This window comes from Streptomyces sp. NPDC002958 (genome assembly GCF_055563255.1).
In genome coordinates this window covers 108865-126902 of record NZ_JBVHDS010000011.1, presented here as the reverse complement: position 1 = coordinate 126902, position 18038 = coordinate 108865, and the positions used below count along the sequence as shown (strand labels likewise).

Genomic DNA, 18038 nt, shown 5'->3' with positions numbered 1-18038 from the left:
AGCCAATTGGATCCCCGTTCGGTGCCTTGCTTTCGGCATTCCTCCGATTGTGGGCGCGTCTCGCTCGCATCCGTCGGTTGCCGAGGAACGACTACCTGGGGTGTGAAACTGGCGACCACTCACGGTCACCAAGAGCACTCAAGCACTCAACAGCTGAGGAATACGAGACTCCCGATTACGCGAGGTCGCCAGTTTCACACCCCATGTTTGGGGTGCCGTCAACGAGCGGCGAACCAGGTGACAAGTAACCCGCCAGTGGCTTTCGGATCGAAGACGCCGGCACGCCTGGCGCAACCGCAGGCTGTAGCCGATCGTTATCTCGGCATCGGGGATCAATCAGGCAGCGGTTAGCGGTAAGCCCGTTTTCGGCCCCGGACCACGCTGAGCGCGCCGGAAGAGTTTCGACCGGGGGTCGTCCCCGTGGCCGTGAGGCGGGCGGCGTAGACCCGGTGTGCCTTGCGTGCGGCGGGGCCGGCGGAATCGGCAGCCAGGGCCGCGCTCTGTTGGAGGGCGGCGCGGTGGAGTTCGAGTGGGGCGGTGAGGCGGACCGAGTGGCCCTTGCCGCGGCGGATGGTGCGTCCGGCGGCGACTGCGCGGCGGATGGTCTCGTCGCCTGCGGTGAGCAGGTGGTCGGCGAGCAGGCCGGGCAGGTCGAGGGTGATCTCCGGGTCCGGCGCGGGCTGCTGGTGTCGCTCGTCGGCCCCGGCCGGGAGGACGTCGAGCTGCCCTGGCAGGTCGCGGGCTCCGGCAGCATCGAGGACCCGGCGGATCGTCTTCGGGTCGACCTGGTGGCGGCGGGCCAGCGCCTTGACAGCGGCTCCTTCGCCGAACGCCTCGACCACCTTCGCCGCCTGGTCCGGGTCGAGCGCGGCGGGGCGGCCGAGCGTCTTGCCTGCGGCTTCGGCGGCGACGACGCCTTCGCAGGTGTTCTTGCTGATCATGTCGCGCTGGAACTCCAGCACGGCGGCGAGGACGGAGACCATCATCTTGGTACCGGGGTCGTCGGAGGCGAGGTCGATGCCGGACAACAGCCCGGACTCGACTCGCAGGTGCAGGCCGCGGCGGATGAGCACCGGCCGCAGGGCGAGGATGTCGGCGACGGAGCGGAAGAGGCGGGCGGCGTCGGCGATGCGGATGGTGTCGCCGACGGCGGCCTCGTGCAGGAGCCGAGTGAAGCCGGCACGGTCGAGGGAGAGTTGGCGGGTGGAGGTGGCGGGGTCCTCGTAGACGGGGGCGCCGGCGGCCAGCAGTGCGGCCAGGGCATGCCGTTGGCGGGCGTCGGTCTGCTTGTCGGTGGAATGCCGGAGGTAGATGCGGTCGGCCATGCCCGATCGTTTCCCTTCCCGGGTCGCCGATGTCGCTCTCAGGAGTCCTGTACAGGGTTCCCAGAGGACGTCTGGAGCAGGTCGGCAGGGATCCGGCCGACGGCGATGACGATCGCTTCGGCGGTTGTGGTGACGTGGTGCAGGGCGGGGCCATTCCACCACTCCCTGATGGTGTAGTCGCCGGTTCCCCGGGGTGAGCCGATCGAGACGAAGGACGGGGAGAACGGGTAGTCGGGCGTGTTGGAGAAGCTCAGTGCCCAGTGGCTCGTGAAGGGGTAGAGCCTGCGGAGCTCCGGTTCGGCGTGGGCGGACTCGATGAGCGCCTGGTACTGCGGCCAGTCGGCGTGATCGGCGTCCTTCAGCAGCCACTGCCACTCTGAGGCGATGACGTCAGCGGGGTTGTTGTCGGGGACCTCGAAACGTCCGGTCAGGAGGTCAAAGGTCGCGGCCTGCCTGATCTCGTCGAGGCTGGCCCCTCCGCCCAGCCGCGGATCACTTGGGGAAGTTCACGTATGTCCTTAGTGTTGCCGCAGATCACGAGCCTGTCGTTGGACGAGCCCCAGATGGTCCAATTTCGCTCGTGATGCCACGCCGCGATGTGGGACGAACGGCGATGCGGGACGACACTGGTGATCGTGGCATGACGCAGTGGATCGGACGGGGTGACGGCCAGGGGAAGGGACAGGCCTTGGTCAGTGGCTGCGGCTTGGAGTGCTGCGGCGAGGCTGCCGTGGGCGGTTACGTCCGGGTAGAGGGCGGCTGGGTCTGGTTCGCGACTCATGACGTTCCGATCTTCATGCCCGTGTGGCGCGCCGTGGCGGCCATCATAGGGGGCTAAAAGGGGAGGCGGAAGGCGGGATCGGATCCGATTGGATCGGCGACCCGTTTGTGAATGTCCGTAGTCGTGTGCACGGACGAACTGGGGATTCGCCGCGGAGTGCAGGGAAGTGCGAACTCCCAGATGGTCCGAAGCCATCCGCACTACGGTCGACTTGGCCGTAGTCGTGTGCGCGACGGGGGACTTCCGGATGGTCGATGGACCAGTGGCGGAGTGCGGGGTTCTGACCTCGCCTGCCGAGTTATGGGATGCCGCGGTGCGGCAGGCCGAGGTGATTGGGCCGCTCGCCGCTGGCGCCGTACGCCGGGCCGACCGAGCGGCGCCGACTGTTCGAGCGCGAGCTGACGTGAGCCCACCGCGGCGCTGGCCTCTGCACCCGCAGCCCGGCCCTCTGGAGTCGCTGTCGTCCTGGCTGGACCGGCTGGCCCGCCTGTACGAGATGCCGGTGAAGGACCTGCTCACCCACAATCTCGGCCTGACCGGCCTGGATGTCCCGGCAGACCTCGACTACGACCCGCCGAGGGCAATGCTCACCGCGCTGGCCGAACGCACCGGGACCGAGCTCGCCCAGCTGCGGGCGATGAGGCTGGTCGGCTGGGAGCCGTGGCTGTTCGACAAGCTCACGGTGCCGATACAGGACACGCAGCCGATGTTCGACGCCTACGTCCGGGACAACTCCGCGCTCCTGTCTCCCGGGGAGGCCGGCACCAACCAGGTCAATCGCTGGAAACGCTGGCCGGGACCGTGGCTCGGATACTGGCCGCTGCACCGGGCCTGCCCCCGCATCGCCTTCCTGCTGCTGGCCCTGTTCGCCGAGATGGAGCGCACCTTCACTGCCGAACGCGCCGCCCACGCCCGCGCCGTTACTGAAGCCGCTGGCCGTCGCATCGGCCGCCCCGTTGCCCACCCCGCCGACAAGATCGAGTACGCGCCTGCTCAAGGGCCAGGGCGCCAGCTACGGCGAGATCAGCGCCAAGACCGGCACCCCGAAGACCTCCCTGCACCGCTACCTCCAGGGATAGCCGTGCTGGAATCGATGATCCGGCGTCAGCTTGCCTGGGCAGCCTTCGGATCAAAGTGGCGGAAGGTGAGACTGACGCGGCAGCCGGCCGAGCGATCCCGGGGAACGGCGTGGGTCCAGCCGCGCTGGGTCACGGCGGTCATGAGCAGCAGCGAGCCATGCTCGAGGGCAAGTTCCTCGCGGTGGGTCCGGTCGAGGCTGCGGAAGGCCAGGCGGCGCGTCGCGCCGAGGGAGACAACCGCGATCGAGCTGCCGGAGACAAGACCGTCGTAGGAATCCTGGTGGAAGCCCGTCGGCGGCCCGCCATCGGCGCGTGCAGCCGACTCCGGTTATCCGTGCAAAAGTCACTTCGGAAGCTGACACCCGGGCGAGGTCTACGAGAGTGGAACTTGCTGGGGTTCTACTGGAAGCATCCGGGACGGCTCCCCGCTTGTGACTTGTACGTCTACGTCGTCTCCGCCGTGAAATGGGCGCGTGAGACGAACCCCGACGTGGCGCTCTACCTCACGCAGTCGGCACTTACGGCTGTCGCAGAGGACGACGGACCGCCCCTGGACGATGCCGCGGCATGCCTGCGGCATTCCCTGACCCAGGAGAGCCCCGGGCACGACGCCTGGTCGTACGAGGAGGCGAGCCGGTTCGTCACCGCTGCCCTCCTCGCCCGGTAGACGCACCTGCCAGGAGTGGTGCAGTGCTGGGAACGGCTGTGGCCCGCCGCAGGAAGCGGTGGGCCTGGCTCTGCCCACGAGAACCGACAGCAGATGTTCAGCAGTTCCGACAGCACGCCGGCGCACTCCGTGTTCGACAGGGGTACCGGGTCCGAGCTCCGACCTGTGGCCACCTCGCAGTGGCGGCCGGTTCATTGAGTCAGGAAGCCTGAGAGGTCCCGTTGCCGGACGAGGTGCGGGCGAACCAGGTTCGCGCCTCGTCGTCGGACAGGACGCGGGTCAGCTCGGCCGTACCCGGGAGATAGGGGAAGAACCGGTCGGCGTTCCAACTGCGTTGGTACAGCGGTTCGTCCAGCACGAGCAGACGGTACCCCTCCACCACGGGGATGTCGTCGGGCAGCCCCTCGTTCCAGATCCGTTCGCCGTCCGGGGCGAGGAGTTCGAAGGCCCCGGTCGCGACGGCCTCAGCGCGTTCTCGGGCGGGCTCGGGGTCCGTGGCCAGGCGGACGCTCTCAGCCGAAGGGGCGGTACCGGGCACGTGGCCGCCGCCGATGAGTACGTGGGCGAGCAGCGTGTGCAACTGGAAGTTGTCCCCGATGCCGCCGATGCGTACCTCGAACCCGCTCCCGGTGGGCCGGTGCAGCACCACCAGGGGCTCGTCGTCCAGGACCGCCAGCGCGTAGGCCAGGCACTTGAGGTCATGCCGCTCCAGGGCTGTCAGATCGCGGCAGGCGGGGAGGAGCGTGGATGCGTGCCGACGGCGCACCTCTGCGCTGCGGCACAGTACGGCCAGCGCGGGCGGCTGCCATTCCTCGACCGAGCACCAAGCCAGCGCCAACCGCGTGGCATCGTACGCGTCGCCGCCCAGGCGGGCCAGCAGCGCATTATCGATGATCTTCTCGTCGGGCTCCGGTAGTTCGTCCGCGGCTCCGCCGGCGGCGGTCCAGCATCGGGCGAACTCCAGGGCATCGAGCAGGTCTCGGTGGACGCCGCCGAGGATCGGCTCCGCGCAGGCCGCCGGGTCTGCGCCGCCCTCGACGCAAAAGCCGGCCGCCGATGCCAGGAGCGGGCGCGGGCCGGTGGGCGGGAAAGCGGGGAGCAGTGCGGCCAACCGGGGCCCCGCCAGGACGCGTTCGGTGTTTGTCGCCTGCTGCAGAGCCTTCAGCGCGGCGGTGAAGGCATGTTCGGTGCGGGCGCCGTCGCGTGCGTCAACGGCCTGCTCCAGCTCGGATATGACGGCGCCGAGGTCCGAAACCTTCTGCTTCTTCCTCTTGAAGATCACTGGCACACCTTAGGCCAAGGGCTGACAGGCGGCACCGCTCGAATCTTCTGGCCGCTCTGTGCTGTCGAAATCGGTGAACATCCGCTGTCGGTTCCCGTGGACAGAGCCAGACCTGACATACGCCAGGGGTGCCCGGCGAATCAGGACCGGGCAGGTCGTGGCCCCGTGCTTCCGGCAGGCCGCCGCCGAGCAGGCTGCCGTGCCCGGTGTCTAGACTTGACGGCACTATGACAACACTCCCGATGCCCGCCGACGAGGCCGAGGCCCGAGCCGTTCAGGACGCCCTGCGCCCCCGGATGGTGCTCGACGAACCCGGCCCGCCGCCCGGTACCGGCCGGGTCACGGGGGTCGATGTCGCCTACGACGACGAGAGCGATGTCGTCGTGGCAGCGGCGGTCGTCCTCGACGAGTCCACGCTCGACGTGGTCGCCGAGGCAACCGCCGTCGGCCGGGTCACGTTCCCGTACATCCCCGGATTTCTGGCCTTCCGGGAGATTCCGACCGTGCTGGCCGTGCTGGAGTCCCTGTCGGTCGACCCCGGACTCGTGATCTGTGACGGATATGGCCTGGCGCACCCGCGCCGTTTCGGACTCGCCAGTCACCTCGGGGTGCTCACCGGACTCCCGGTGATCGGCGTCGCCAAGAACCCGTTCACTTTCTCGTACGAGCAACCTGGCCCCCGCCGGGGTGACTGGTCGCCGCTGCTCGACGGCGAGGAGGAGGTGGGTCGAGCGCTGCGTACCCAGGACGGCATCAAGCCGGTCTTCGTCTCCGTCGGACACCGGACCGGTCTGGACAACGCCTGCGCCCACACCCTTCTGCTGGCCCGCGACTTCCGTCAGCCGGAGACCACCCGCAGGGCCGACGCGCTCTGCCGTCAGGCCCTGCGGGAAGCGACCGCCTGAGTATCCGTACGGATAACGCCCGCCGATCATGACGGGCAAACTGGTACGCATGACCGAACATCGAACGTCCATGCGACCAGGAACCGTCTATCTCGCCCAGCGCCGGGTCGCAGTGGGGATGACTCTCGGTATAGCCGCGGGAGCGGTCTGGGCCGTCTCGATGATCTGTACGCTGGTGGCCTGGGCATTCTGACCCGGCGGGCGCGCCGCGCCGCCGTGGTGGCTACTTGTACTGGTCCGAGCCCTGGGCGTTGAGCAGAGCACGCCAGGTGTCCTCGTCCCCGACGCCCGTCACGGGTAGATTCCGGGACGCCTGGAACTCCTTCCGCTCCGAAGCCGGACACCGGCATGCCGACCGCTCAGTAGCCGGGCGCCGGTCCGTTCAACGAACCGCCGCGACCCGGAAGCGCAGCCCGGCCGCGCGCAGCCGCTCCAGCAGTGCGTCCCCCATCGCGATGGCCGTGGTGACCTGCCCGGATGTCGACGGGAGCTCGTCCAGGGCGAGGCAGAGCGCGGATTCGGCGAGCATCTTCGCCGTTTCGTCGTAACCGGGATCGCCGCCCGATACTTCGGTGAAGACCCGGTGCCCGCCGCCTTTGCCGACGAAGCGCACGGTGAACCAGCTGCGCCGCCTGCGCTCGGCGTCCGGGCCCTCGCCCGGCTCGTACCGGTCCATCAGCCAGGACCGCGCCGCCGGAACCTGCGCAGCACCCACGAGGGCGCCGATCGCGGCGGTGCCGCCCAGCGCGACGGGCAGATGCTTCACCGAGGCGAAGTGGCGGTAGCGGAAGTCCGGACCGTACCGGTCGAGCGCCCGCGCCGAACGCTGGACGACCTGCGAGTCCAGCGTCGGCAGCGGCAGCGCCCAGGTACCGGTCTCCGCACTGAAGTGAGGGGCGCCGAGCCGGGCGCGGGCGCGGCGGGCGACCAGACGGGGTTCGTGCAGCCGGCGTTCCTGCGCGGCGCGCAGCATGTGAGTGCCGCGGCCCATCACGGTGAGCGCGGAGGCGAACGTACCGCCGGAGAAGACGGCGTCGCTGCGGACGAACCCGTCGATCGTCAGCGGCACGTCCTGCGGCAACTGCTGGACGGTGAAGTACACCCCGAGGTCGTGCGGTACGGAGTCGAAACCGCAGGAGTGCACGATCCGCGCCCCGGTCTCGCGGGCCCGCGCGTCGTGCTCCAGATACATCCGGTCCACGAACTCCGACTCGCCGGTGAGGTCCGTGTAGTCCGTCCCGGCCTCGGCGCAGGCCGCGACCAGCTGCTCGCCGTACCAGACGTAGGGGCCCACCGTCGTGGCCACCACATGGGCGGATTCGGCGAGTTCGCGCAGCGAGTGCTCGTCGTCGGCCTCGGCGTGCAGCAGCGGGAGATCTGCGCAGCGCGGGTCGATCGCGGTGAGGCGTTCACGCAGCTGCTCCAGTTTGGCCCGATTGCGTCCGGCCACGGCCCAGCGGCAGTCGGCTGGCGCGTGGGCGGCGAGATATTCGGCGGTGAGGGCGCCCACGAAGCCGGTGGCGCCGAAGAGGACTACGTCATAGGGGCGTTGTGCCCCGTTCTGCCTGTTCACAACTGCCTCCGCAGGGGGCCGGCGCCGATGTAGCAGGCAGAGGTTAGCGGAGGGGGCCGTGGCGGTGTACGGCCGGGCGGCGATCGTGGGGGAGGATCCCGGAGAAGGAACTAAGCGCTTGCTCGGCCCAAGGGGTTGTGCGGAGCGTGGTGCGTTCTTAGCATCATTGCTGTTACATCAGTTGTGTCATACCTCTGGGGGCTTGATGGCAACGACGGAAAACGGCCCGCTGGCAGGTGTGCGCGTGGTCGAACTGGCAGGCATCGGACCCGGCCCGTTCGCCGCGATGCTCCTGGCCGACCTCGGCGCCGATGTCGTCAGGGTCGACCGGCCCGGCAGCCCGGGGCTCGGGGTCGACCCCGCGTACGACCTCACCAACCGCAACAAGCGCTCCGTGCTCGTCGACCTCAAGGCCGAGGACGGGGCCGCCAAGGTGCTCGATCTGGTCGAGCGCGCCGACATCCTGATCGAGGGCTACCGGCCGGGCGTCGCCGAACGTCTCGGCGTCGGCCCCGCCGCCGCGCTGGCCCGTAATCCCCAGCTCGTGTACGGACGGATGACCGGCTGGGGTCAGGATGGACCGCTCGCCGAACGAGCCGGGCACGACATCGCCTACATCGCCCTCACCGGCACCCTCTCCGTGATCGGCAAGCCCGGTGAGCCGCCCACCGTCCCGGCCAACCTGGTCGGCGACTACGCGGGTGGCTCGCTCTATCTCGCAGTCGGCGTACTCGCCGCCCTCCAGCACGCCCGCACCCCCGGCGGCCGGGGCCAGGTGGTGGACGCGGCGATCGTCGACGGCGCCGCCCATCTCGCCACGATGATCCACGGAATGCTGGCGGCCGGCGGCTGGCAGGACCGGCGCGGCTCCAACCTCCTGGACGGCGGCTGCCCGTTCTACGGTTCGTACGAGACCGCCGACGGCCAGTACATGGCGGTCGGCCCGCTGGAGCAGCGGTTCTACGACGAGTTCAGCAAGCTTCTCGGTATCGAGGACGAGGCCCCGGACCGGGGGGACGTTGCCCGTTGGGAGGAGCTGCGCACAGTCGTCGCCGACCGGTTCAGGACCCGTACGCGCGCGGAGTGGACCGAGGCGTTCGAGGGCACGGACGCCTGCGTCGCCCCCGTCCTCTCGCTCCGTGAGGCGCCCCGCCATCCGCACATCGCCGCCCGCTCCACCTTCGTCGAGCACGGCGGACTCACTCAGCCCGCCCCCGCGCCCCGCTTCTCCGCCACTCCCGTCTCCGTACGCAGCGGGCCCGCGCAGCCCGGCTCGGACACCGAGTCCGTCGCCGCCGACTGGGACGTACCCAGCATCACGAGGACCCGGAAGGACACCACCGGCTGATGGAACTCCCCCTGCCGCCGATCCACGCGGGTGACTCGCGCGTCGCCGACCTCTGTCACCAACTTCACGGCGGCTACGGTCACATGACGGAATATCCGGTTGCCAAGGCGTTCACCGACGGCCGCATCCAGACCATCTACGGCGGCACGACCGAGACGACGAAGGAGATCATCGGCCGGTCGCTGCTCTCCTGACCCCTGACGCACAACCACCCTCGAAAGGCTGCTGTCTTGAGTACCGAAGCATATGTCTACGACGCGATCCGCACCCCGCGCGGCCGCGGCAAGGCCAATGGCGCCCTGCACGGCACCAAGCCGATCGACCTCGTCGTCGGCCTCATCCAGGAAATCCGCAGCCGTTTCCCCGGCCTGGACCCGGCGGCCATCGACGACATCGTCCTCGGCGTGGTCAGCCCGCTCGGCGACCAGGGCTCCGACATCGCCCGGATCGCCGCCATCGCGGCCGGCCTTCCGGACTCCGTCGCGGGCGTCCAGGAGAACCGCTTCTGCGCCTCGGGCCTGGAAGCCGTCAACCTGGCCGCCGCCAAGGTCCGTTCCGGCTGGGAGGATCTCATCCTCGCGGGCGGCGTCGAGTCGATGTCCCGCGTCCCGATGGGCTCCGACGGCGGCGCCTGGGCGATGGACCCGATGACCAACTTCGCCACCGGCTTCGCCCCGCAGGGCGTCGGCGCCGACCTCATTGCCACCATCGAGGGCTTCTCCCGTCGCGATGTCGACGAATTCGCCGCGCTCTCCCAGGAACGCGCTGCCGAAGCGTGGAAGGACGGCCGGTTCGCGCGCTCCGTCGTCCCCGTCAAGGACCGCAATGGCCTCGTCGTCCTCGACCACGACGAGCACATGCGCCCCGGCACCACCGCCGACTCGCTCGCCGCGCTCAAGCCGTCCTTCGCCGCGATCGGTGAGATGGGCGGCTTCGACGCGGTGGCGCTGCAGAAGTACCACTGGGTCGAGAAGATCGACCACGTCCACCACGCGGGCAACTCCTCCGGCATTGTCGACGGCGCCGCGCTCGTCGCGATCGGCAACCAGGAGATCGGCGAGCGGTACGGACTCACGCCGCGCGCCCGGATCGTCTCCGCCGCCGTCTCCGGCTCCGAGCCCACCATCATGCTGACCGGCCCCGCGCCCGCCACCCGCAAGGCCCTCACCAAAGCCGGGCTGACCATCGACGACATCGACCTCGTCGAGATCAACGAGGCGTTCGCCGGTGTCGTGCTGCGCTTCGCCAGGGATATGGGGCTCTCCCTCGACAAGATCAACGTCAACGGCGGCGCCATCGCGCTGGGCCACCCCCTCGGCGCCACCGGCGCGATGATCCTCGGCACGCTCATCGACGAACTGGAACGGCGCGACCAGCGGTACGGCCTCGCCACCCTCTGCGTCGGCGGCGGCATGGGCATCGCCACCGTCATCGAGCGCCTCTGACCGTCCCCGACCACCGTGGGGGGCCGACAGCGGGTGGCGTGGCGTCGCGGGGTCGGGCACGCGCCTCGCGGCGTTGTCGTCCCTCACCATGTTCCCCGAGCTCTCGGCTTCGCTCGAGCAGGGGAGGCCCCATTCGCCATGGATCGGTCCTCCGCCTTGCGATCCACGCACCCCGACCCCGCTCCTTCACCCACGCCACCCCTGCCGGCCCCTCTCTTACGGAGAAGAAAAGCAATGACCGAGAGCACGACCATCCGCTGGGAACAGGACGAGACCGGCGTCGTCACCCTCGTACTCGACGACCCCGACCAGTCCGCCAACACGATGAACCAGGCCTTCAAGGACTCCATCGCGGCCATCGCCGACCGCGCCGAGGCCGAGAAGGACTCCATCCGCGGCATCATCTATACCTCCGCCAAGAAGACGTTCTTCGCGGGCGGTGACCTCAAGGACATGATCAAGGTCGGTCCCGAGAACGCCCAGCAGGCCTTCGACACCGGCACCGCCATCAAGAACTCGCTGCGTCGCATCGAGACCCTCGGCATCCCCGTCGTCGCCGCCATCAACGGCGCGGCGCTCGGCGGCGGTTACGAGATCGCGCTCGCCTCCCACCACCGCGTCGCCCTCGACGCGCCCGGCTCCCGGATCGGTCTGCCCGAGGTCACCCTCGGCCTGCTTCCCGCGGGCGGCGGCGTCACCCGCACCGTACGCCTCATGGGTATCGCCGACGCGCTGCTGAAGGTCCTCCTCCAGGGCACCCAGTACACGCCGCAGCGCGCCCTGGAGAACGGCCTGGTCCACGAGGTCGCCGCCACCCGGGAGGAGATGCTCGACAAGGCCCGCGCCTTCATCGACGCGAACCCCGAGTCCCAGCAGCCCTGGGACGTCAAGGGTTACAAGATTCCCGGCGGCACCCCGTCCCACCCGAAGTTCGCCGCCAATTTGCCCGCCTTCCCGGCCAACCTGAAGAAGCAGATCGCGGGCGCCCCGATGCCCGCACCCCGCAACATCCTGGCCGCCGCCGTCGAGGGCTCGCAGGTCGACTTCGAGACCGCGCTGACCATCGAGGCCCGCTACTTCACCGAGCTGGTCACCGGCCAGGTCTCGAAGAACATGATCCAGGCGTTCTTTTTCGACCTTCAGGCCGTCAACTCCGGTGCCAGCCGACCCAAGGGCATCGAGGAGCGCCAGGTCCGCAAGGTCGCCGTCCTCGGCGCCGGGATGATGGGCGCGGGCATCGCGTACTCCTGCGCTCGCGCCGGCCTCGACGTCGTCCTCAAGGACGTCTCCGTGGAGGCCGCCGCCAAGGGCAAGGCGTACAGCGAGAAGCTCCTTGACAAGGCGCTCTCCCGGGGCCGTACGACCGAGGCCAAGCGCGACGAGCTGCTGGCCCGCATCACCCCGACCGGCGACCCGGCCGATCTGGCGGGCTGCGACGCCGTCATCGAGGCGGTCTTCGAGGACACCGCGCTCAAGCACAAGGTGTTCCAGGAGATCCAGGACGTCATCGAGCCGGACGCCCTGCTCTGCTCCAACACCTCGACCCTGCCCATCACCGTCCTCGCCGAAGGCGTCTCGCGCCCCGCCGACTTCATCGGGCTGCACTTCTTCTCGCCCGTGGACAGGATGCCGCTGGTCGAGATCATCAAGGGTGAGCGGACCGGCGACGAGGCCCTCGCGCGAGCCTTCGACCTGGTCCGCCGGATCAAGAAGACGCCGATCGTCGTCAACGACTCCCGAGGCTTCTTCACCTCGCGCGTCATCGGCCAGTTCATCAACGAGGGCGTCGCCATGGTCGGCGAGGGCGTCGAGCCCGCGTCGGTCGAGCAGGCCGCGGCGCAGTCCGGCTACCCGGCCAAGGTGCTCTCCCTGATGGACGAACTCACCCTCACCCTGCCCCGCAAAATCCGCAACGAGACCAAGCGGGCCGTCGAGGAGGCCGGTGGCACCTGGGCCGGACACCCGGCGGACGCGGTCATCGACCGGATGGTCGACGAGTTCGGCCGTCCGGGACGCAGCGGTGGCGCGGGCTTCTACGAGTACGACGAGGCCGGCAAGCGGACCCGTCTCTGGCCCGGCCTGCGGGAGCACTTCAGCAAGCCGGACACCGACATCCCCTTCATCGACATGAAGGAGCGGATGCTGTTCTCCGAGGCGCTGGACAGCGTCCGCTGCCTGGAGGAGAACGTCCTCGTCTCCGTCGCCGACGCCAACATCGGGTCCATCATGGGCATCGGCTTCCCGCCGTGGACCGGCGGCGTGCTCCAGTACATCAACGGGTACGAGGGCGGCCTGCCCGGCTTCGTGGCACGCGCCCGGGAGCTCGCGGAGCGGTACGGCGACCGCTTCCTGCCGCCCGCACTGCTCGTGGAGAAGGCCGAGAAGGGCGAGACCTTCCACGACTGACCCCGGCCCCTGCGGGCCGCGTTCACTCCGCCGTGAACGCGGCCCGCAGTTCTTCCTTCAGCGACCGCTGGAAGGCGGTCACCAGGGCCTGCAGCACCATCGGCTGCATATGGGCCGACAGTGACTTCATCGCCGCCACATGCTCCGGGTCCGACTCCCGTTCCCGGTACGGATTCCACACCTCGTCCCTAAACAGCCGGGTCAATTCCTGCGCCGCGGACCGGGAGTGCTCCAGCAGAACCGTGCGAGCGGCCAGAATCGTCTCGTGCGCGATCGGTACGCCGAGCAACTCGACCCCGAGCCGCAGCAGCCCCGGGTCCACCCGGTAGCTGCCGTCGGCCGACTCCGCACGCTCCAGCACGCCCAACGCGGCCAGCCGCGCCATGTCCTGTTCGGTCAGCGCCCGGCCCGCACGCCGCTCCAGCTCCCCCCGCGTCACGTCCTCCGCCGAATCGGGCGCCCAGGACGCCACCAGCGCCCGGTGAATCGCCAGATCGTGCGCACTCAGATCCGGCGGCAACTGCTCCAGATAGCGTTCGATCGCGGCCAGCGTCATGCCCTGGAGCTGGAGCTCCTCGATGAGCGCGAGCCGGGACAGATGCTCAGGCCCGTAGTGCCCGACGCGACGCGGCCCGATCACCGGAGGCGGCAGCAGACCCCGGGTGCTGTAGAAGCGCACGGTGCGTACGGTGACACCGGCGCGCGCCGCCAACTCGTCGACGGTGAGCGTCGGCTCCTGGGTCCCGGTCGCCATGGCTGCTCCTCGCATTCCGACCCAGCGGTGAACTGCTGCGTCTGCACCGATCAGGTTCAACAGTATTGCTGTCTCACCACTGTTGTGAAAGTGTCCGGCACCATCCAAGCGCAGTCCCACTCCGGTACGGACCCGCACGGTCCGGCCGATGACGACAGGAGGCGGCCATGACCCCGGCTGCTGTCGGAGGAATGGGGCCCCGAGACGGGCGAACTGACCCCCTCGCTGAAACTGCGCCGACGCGTGATCCGCGACAAGTGCGATGAGTTGATCGAGGCGCAGTACGGGGTGGACGACCAGGACTGACCGGGCTCGGCACAGTTGTCGGTGGTGGCTCCTACGCTGGTGTCATGTCGGAGATCACGTACGTACGGGGCGACGCCACCGCCCCACAGGGCAAGGGCGTCAAGCTGATCGCGCATGTCTGCAACGACCTGGGCGGCTGGGGCAAGGGCTTCGTCCTGGCCGTCTCGCGTCGCTGGCCCGAACCGGAGACGGCCTACCGCCACTGGCACAGGGAGCGCGCGGGTAACGACTTCGGTCTGGGCGCGACGCAGTTCGTCCAGGTCAGCCCGTACATCTGGGTGGCGAACATGGTGGGCCAGCGGGGGATGCGTACGGGCAGCAAGGGAGCACCGGTGCGCTACGAGGCGATCGACACGGCCCTGGGAGCCGTGGCCGACCGGGCTGTCGAGCTGGGGGCTTCGGTCCATATGCCGCGGATCGGCTGCGGGCTGGCGGGCGGCAAGTGGTCCCGAATCGAGCCGCTGATAGAGAAGCGGCTGCTGAGCCGCGGGATAGCGGTGACGGTGTACGACTACGACCAGGGAGGCGACTAGGGTCCGCCGGCAGGTCGTGTGACCGGCCTTTTCCGCCCTGCCCGTGTCGCACGCATCCGTTCGGGTCCGCCCCGGCGCGCAGGCGGCGTCCGCGTGTCCTCCTCCGCTCCGGGCACCCCCTGCCGGGTGCAGCTCCCGGAGGGCAATCCACGACCGTGGTCGCGAGGACACAGCGGAAGTCCTCGTTCGGGCTGCGGTACTTGCCGTGGATCCGGTTGAGACGACGCGCCGGTTTGTTTCATCGACCGCGTCAACACCGGCGGTGCGGATGCGCGGAGGAAGGCGTCGCAGGGGGGCGCTGCGCACCGGCCCGGAAGCGATCGCATACTGGATCACACAAGGGTCGGGCACCGAGCCGCGCGCCCCGCCGATCGCCGGGAGCACCGCATGAGCACCGAAGCAGTCAGAGCCGGCACTCCCGCCCCGCCGCCGCCCGGCGGTGTGCTCTGGAGCCTCTCCGGCGACATCCGCGCCCTGTTGATGCTGCCTGCCGCGCTCACCCTGCAGGTCGCCCACCCGGCCGTCGGCGCGGGTGTCGACGAACACTCCGTCTTCCGTACGGACCCGTGGGGGCGCGGCGAGAGGTCCCTGCGCTCGCTCCAGCTCTGGGTGTACGGGGGCGAGGCGGCCGCCGAGGAAGGACGCAGGCTCCGCAAGCTGCACCGCACCATCCAGGGCACCGACACCCGTGGGCGCCGTTACCATGCGCTGTCGCCCGCGAACTATGCGTGGGTGCATGCCACAGGTTTCCCGATCTACCAGCACGCTGCGCGCTATCTCGTCCGTCCGCTCACCGCGGCGCAGGAGCGCGCCCTGTACCGGGAGTGGCTCCAGGTCGGCAGGATTCTCGGCATCCACGACCGGGACATGCCCCAGACGATCGAGGAGTTCTGGCCGTACTTCCGCAAGGTGCTCGCCGACGAGATCGAGCTGACCGTCGTCGTCGAGGACCTGATCGCCACCGACCGCCCCGTACCGCCGCCGGACCGGGGACCCCTGCCCCTACGGCTGCTGCTGAAAGCGCTGTGGCCGGTGCTGTTTCCTCCGTTGGCCAGGTTCCGCCGCTTCGTGACCATCGGGCTGATGCCGCCCGAGGCGCGGGAGGCGATCGGACTGGAGTGGACGGATGCGCAGGAGCGGAAACTGCGCCGGTTCTGCGGGGTGGTGCGACGCATCGTGCCCGTGCTCCCCGAGCGGCTGCGCTATCTGCCGTACGCGCGCAGAGCGCGGGCGGCGCATCGCTGAGGCTGTCCGGGGCGACGGGAGGCTAAGGTGCAACCCCGGCGCACCAGTTCGGTCAGCCCGACCGGCGTCCCCGGCCGTACGCCGGGCACCGTCGCCCCACGGAGGGGAGGGAGACGACGGAACCCGTACCCGATCCGCGGACCGTCAGCGGTGGTCGTGAATCGTGTTCGTCGCCGCGATCCGCTTCCACGACGTGGGCTGTGCGGGTTGCGCGGTCGCGTGCGTCCCGGCCGCCGCGGGTGTCTGAGGCCGCGTCGGCTGGTACAGCCAGGTGTCGAAGAAGTCGGCGAGCGGCCGGCCCGAGACCCGTTCCGCGTACGTCACAAAGTCCCCCACGCTCGCGTTCCCGTACGCGTGCTCGGCCGGCCATCCCTTCAGCAGCTCGAAGAACGTCTCGTCGCCCACCTTGTTGCGCAGCGCCTGGATGGCCAGCGCGCCCCGGTCGTATACGGCCGCGTCGAACTGGTTCTCGGGGCCGGGGTCGCCCGGCTTCACCGTCCAGAAGGCGTCGTCCGCCGGATGCTGGGCGTAGGTGTAGTCCGCCAGCTCCTGCGCGGTGCCCTCGCCCTCCTTCTCCGACCACAGCCACTGGCTGTAGCGGGCAAAGCCCTCGTTGATCCAGATGTCCTTCCAGCCCTTGAGGGACACGCTGTCGCCGTACCACTGGTGCGCCAGCTCATGGACGACGACCGAGACGTTCGCACCGTTCGCGAACTGCTTCGGGCTGTAGAACGGCCTGGTCTGCGTCTCCAGCGCGAACCCACTGGTCACATTGGGGGAGTATCCGCCGAGCGCGTCGAAGGGATACGGTCCGAAGACCTCCGTCAGCCACTCGGCGACCTCGGTGGTCCGCTCGATGCTGGCGCGCGCCGCACCGCCGTTGGCGCCGAGGTCCTTGCTGTACGCGTTGACGACCGGCAGCCCGTCCGACGTGGTGTCCGTGGTGATGTCGAACTTACCGATGGCCAGGGTGGTCAGATACGTCGCCTGCGGCTTGCCCGAGCGCCAGTTGAACCGGGTCCAGCCGAGCTTCGAACTCTGCGACTGGAGCACGCCGTTGCTGATCGCCTGGGTTCCGTCCGGCACGGACACCGAGATGTCGTATGTGGCCTTGTCCAGCGGGTGGTCATTGCCGGGAAACCACCACACGGCCGACTCCGGCTCCTGCGCGGCCACCGCGCCGTCCGGGGTGCGGACCCAGGAGGTCCAGCCGTTGATCTCCAGCTCGGACGGCTTCCCGGCGTACCGCACGACCACTGAGACGGCCTTGCCCTTCGCCAGAGGTGCCGCCGGGGTGATCTCGAGTTCCTGGTCGCCACTCTTGTTGTGACCGGCCTTCTTGCCGTTCACCCGCACCTCGGAGACGTCCAGCCCGAAGTCGAGGTTGAAACGGGAGAGTTCCTGGGTGGTCGTGGCGAGGATCGTCGCCGTGCCCTCCAGCAGATCGGTGGCGGGCTGATACTTCAGCCGCAGGTCGTAGTGGGACACGTCGTAGCCGCCGTTGCCGCTGGCCGGGTAGTAGGGGTCGCCGATGCCCGGGGCGCCTGCGGTGCCTTCGGCGGCCGAGGCCGGGATCGCCACCAGCAGGGAGGCCGCGAGTGCGCTCGGGACGATGAATCTGCGGTGCACGAATGCTCCAAGTCGTCGGGGCGAATGATCTTTCGAACCGTCACGTCGACGCTATTCAGCGACTGCCGCATCGGTCGTGTCCACGGCCGCAGCTGTCACACGATCGCCATGCGGCCGACATGGCACACGGTGATCATTGCGTCATGGGCACGCCATGTCCACCAGTGATCGCCCCCTGTTGCCCAGGAGTTGACCGGGTACCTTCCGCCCATGCCGATACGTGCGCGGAGCACCCGCTTGACGTACAGATCGCTGGTGGCGGCCGTCGCCACCCAGGAGACCCGGGCGAGCACCGCCGCGGTGGAACGGACCGTCGTCAGCCGCGCCCGGACCGACCTCGGCACCCACACCCGGGCCGAACACGGCCGGCCCCTCACCCCGGGCAGGGCCTACACGATCACCATCGGCCCGGCGGCCACCGACCATGTCGTCCCGGCCGGGCACCGCCTTGCCCTGATCGTCGCCGGCACCGACCGGGACCTGACCGATCCGCCGGACTCCACGCCCACACTCACCCTCGACCTGGCCCGTACGTCCGCGAAGCTGCCGTTCGTCGGCGGCGCCGGAGCATTCGTACGTGCCACCGCGGGTTCCGCGCCCGCTACAGCAACTCCCCGCGCAGTCCACTTCGAGGACGTGGCGCCGCCTCGTCCCGCCCACCGCATCCCGGGAGGCAGCCGCTCATGACGCCCCGTATCCCGACCGCCCGCCGGCCCATTCGCCGCCACCTGATCCTGACGGCCGCAGCCGCCGTCCTCGC

The 18038-nt window shown here is 69.5% G+C and carries 15 protein-coding genes and 4 pseudogenes; 11 read left to right on the top strand and 8 right to left on the bottom strand.

Translation table 11 applies throughout. The annotated features are described in order from the left end of the window. Nucleotides 1-347: 347 nt before the first annotated feature. Nucleotides 348-1325 (bottom strand): recombinase family protein, encoded by a 978-nt coding sequence (locus tag ACZ3IC_RS20940; RefSeq protein ID WP_467418079.1) that lies wholly within the window; start codon nt 1323-1325, stop codon nt 348-350. 38 nt (nt 1326-1363) lie between these two features. Then, a complete protein-coding gene (locus ACZ3IC_RS20935; protein ID WP_467418168.1) occupies nt 1364-1711 on the bottom strand; it encodes a DUF6193 family natural product biosynthesis protein in 348 nt (115 codons plus the stop codon). 642 nt (nt 1712-2353) lie between these two features. On the opposite strand from ACZ3IC_RS20935, the pseudogene ACZ3IC_RS20930 reads away from it, so the two are divergent. Next, nucleotides 2354-2869, top strand: a pseudogene (locus ACZ3IC_RS20930) (TniQ family protein); the annotation flags it as partial. A gap of 341 nt (nt 2870-3210) precedes the next feature. Here the strand turns inward: ACZ3IC_RS20930 and ACZ3IC_RS20925 are convergent. After that, nucleotides 3211-3429 (bottom strand): alpha-ketoglutarate-dependent dioxygenase AlkB, encoded by a 219-nt coding sequence (locus ACZ3IC_RS20925; protein WP_467418166.1) that lies wholly within the window; start codon nt 3427-3429, stop codon nt 3211-3213. Nucleotides 3430-3621: 192 nt separating this feature from the next. Here ACZ3IC_RS20925 and ACZ3IC_RS20920 point away from each other — a divergent pair, with 192 nt between their 5' ends. Next, nucleotides 3622-3852, top strand: a complete 231-nt coding sequence (locus ACZ3IC_RS20920; protein ID WP_467418078.1) for a hypothetical protein — start codon at nt 3622-3624, stop codon at nt 3850-3852. 199 nt (nt 3853-4051) lie between these two features. On the opposite strand, the gene ACZ3IC_RS20915 is transcribed toward ACZ3IC_RS20920, so the two are convergent. Continuing rightward, on the bottom strand, nt 4052-5134 hold the full coding sequence (locus ACZ3IC_RS20915) for a hypothetical protein (protein WP_467418077.1): 1083 nt from the start codon (nt 5132-5134) through the stop codon (nt 4052-4054). A gap of 227 nt (nt 5135-5361) precedes the next feature. On the opposite strand from ACZ3IC_RS20915, the gene ACZ3IC_RS20910 reads away from it, so the two are divergent. Both ACZ3IC_RS20910 and mmpA read left to right on the top strand, forming a co-directional pair. After that, entirely contained in the window at nt 5362-6039 is a 678-nt protein-coding gene (locus ACZ3IC_RS20910) for an endonuclease V (RefSeq protein WP_467418076.1), read from the top strand. A 49-nt stretch (nt 6040-6088) separates the two neighbouring features. Then, nucleotides 6089-6232: a morphogenic membrane protein MmpA gene (gene mmpA / locus ACZ3IC_RS20905; RefSeq protein WP_467418075.1), complete on the top strand. Its 144-nt coding sequence runs from the start codon at nt 6089-6091 to the stop codon at nt 6230-6232. Between the two features lie 30 nt (nt 6233-6262). Here the strand turns inward: mmpA and ACZ3IC_RS20900 are convergent. Beyond that, nucleotides 6263-6358, bottom strand: a pseudogene (locus ACZ3IC_RS20900) (peptidoglycan-binding domain-containing protein); the annotation flags it as partial. 63 nt (nt 6359-6421) lie between these two features. Next, nucleotides 6422-7612 carry a saccharopine dehydrogenase family protein gene (locus tag ACZ3IC_RS20895; RefSeq protein ID WP_467418074.1) on the bottom strand — a complete coding sequence of 397 codons (1191 nt, stop codon included), beginning with the start codon at nt 7610-7612 and terminating at the stop codon, nt 6422-6424. 205 nt (nt 7613-7817) lie between these two features. Here ACZ3IC_RS20895 and ACZ3IC_RS20890 point away from each other — a divergent pair, with 205 nt between their 5' ends. The 4 genes and pseudogenes from ACZ3IC_RS20890 (at nt 7818) to ACZ3IC_RS20875 (ending at nt 12811) form a co-directional block, all read left to right on the top strand. Next, complete coding sequence (locus ACZ3IC_RS20890) at nt 7818-8960, top strand: CaiB/BaiF CoA transferase family protein (protein WP_467418072.1); 1143 nt, start codon at nt 7818-7820, stop codon at nt 8958-8960. A 38-nt stretch (nt 8961-8998) separates the two neighbouring features. Then, nucleotides 8999-9154 (top strand): annotated as a pseudogene (locus ACZ3IC_RS20885) (acyl-CoA dehydrogenase family protein); the annotation flags it as partial. A gap of 36 nt (nt 9155-9190) precedes the next feature. Beyond that, the gene (locus ACZ3IC_RS20880; protein WP_467418071.1) at nt 9191-10405 is read left to right on the top strand and encodes an acetyl-CoA C-acetyltransferase; all 1215 of its coding nucleotides are present in this window, start codon (nt 9191-9193) and stop codon (nt 10403-10405) included. A 234-nt stretch (nt 10406-10639) separates the two neighbouring features. Beyond that, a complete protein-coding gene (locus ACZ3IC_RS20875) occupies nt 10640-12811 on the top strand; it encodes a 3-hydroxyacyl-CoA dehydrogenase NAD-binding domain-containing protein (RefSeq protein ID WP_467418069.1) in 2172 nt (723 codons plus the stop codon). A 22-nt stretch (nt 12812-12833) separates the two neighbouring features. On the opposite strand, the gene ACZ3IC_RS20870 is transcribed toward ACZ3IC_RS20875, so the two are convergent. Then, complete coding sequence (locus ACZ3IC_RS20870) at nt 12834-13565, bottom strand: MerR family transcriptional regulator (RefSeq protein WP_467418068.1); 732 nt, start codon at nt 13563-13565, stop codon at nt 12834-12836. Between the two features lie 350 nt (nt 13566-13915). Here ACZ3IC_RS20870 and ACZ3IC_RS20865 point away from each other — a divergent pair, with 350 nt between their 5' ends. Together ACZ3IC_RS20865 and ACZ3IC_RS20860 are read left to right on the top strand one after the other, a co-directional pair. Then, the gene (locus tag ACZ3IC_RS20865; protein ID WP_467418067.1) at nt 13916-14404 is read left to right on the top strand and encodes a macro domain-containing protein; all 489 of its coding nucleotides are present in this window, start codon (nt 13916-13918) and stop codon (nt 14402-14404) included. A 387-nt stretch (nt 14405-14791) separates the two neighbouring features. Next, on the top strand, nt 14792-15649 hold the full coding sequence (locus ACZ3IC_RS20860) for an oxygenase MpaB family protein (protein WP_467418066.1): 858 nt from the start codon (nt 14792-14794) through the stop codon (nt 15647-15649). A gap of 144 nt (nt 15650-15793) precedes the next feature. Here ACZ3IC_RS20860 and ACZ3IC_RS20855 read toward each other — a convergent pair whose 3' ends face one another. Beyond that, the gene (locus ACZ3IC_RS20855) at nt 15794-17278 is read right to left on the bottom strand and encodes a M1 family metallopeptidase (RefSeq protein WP_467418064.1); all 1485 of its coding nucleotides are present in this window, start codon (nt 17276-17278) and stop codon (nt 15794-15796) included. A gap of 273 nt (nt 17279-17551) precedes the next feature. Here ACZ3IC_RS20855 and ACZ3IC_RS20850 point away from each other — a divergent pair. Further along, nucleotides 17552-17965: pseudogene (locus tag ACZ3IC_RS20850) on the top strand (CocE/NonD family hydrolase C-terminal non-catalytic domain-containing protein); the annotation flags it as partial. Nucleotides 17966-18038: the final 73 nt, after the last annotated feature.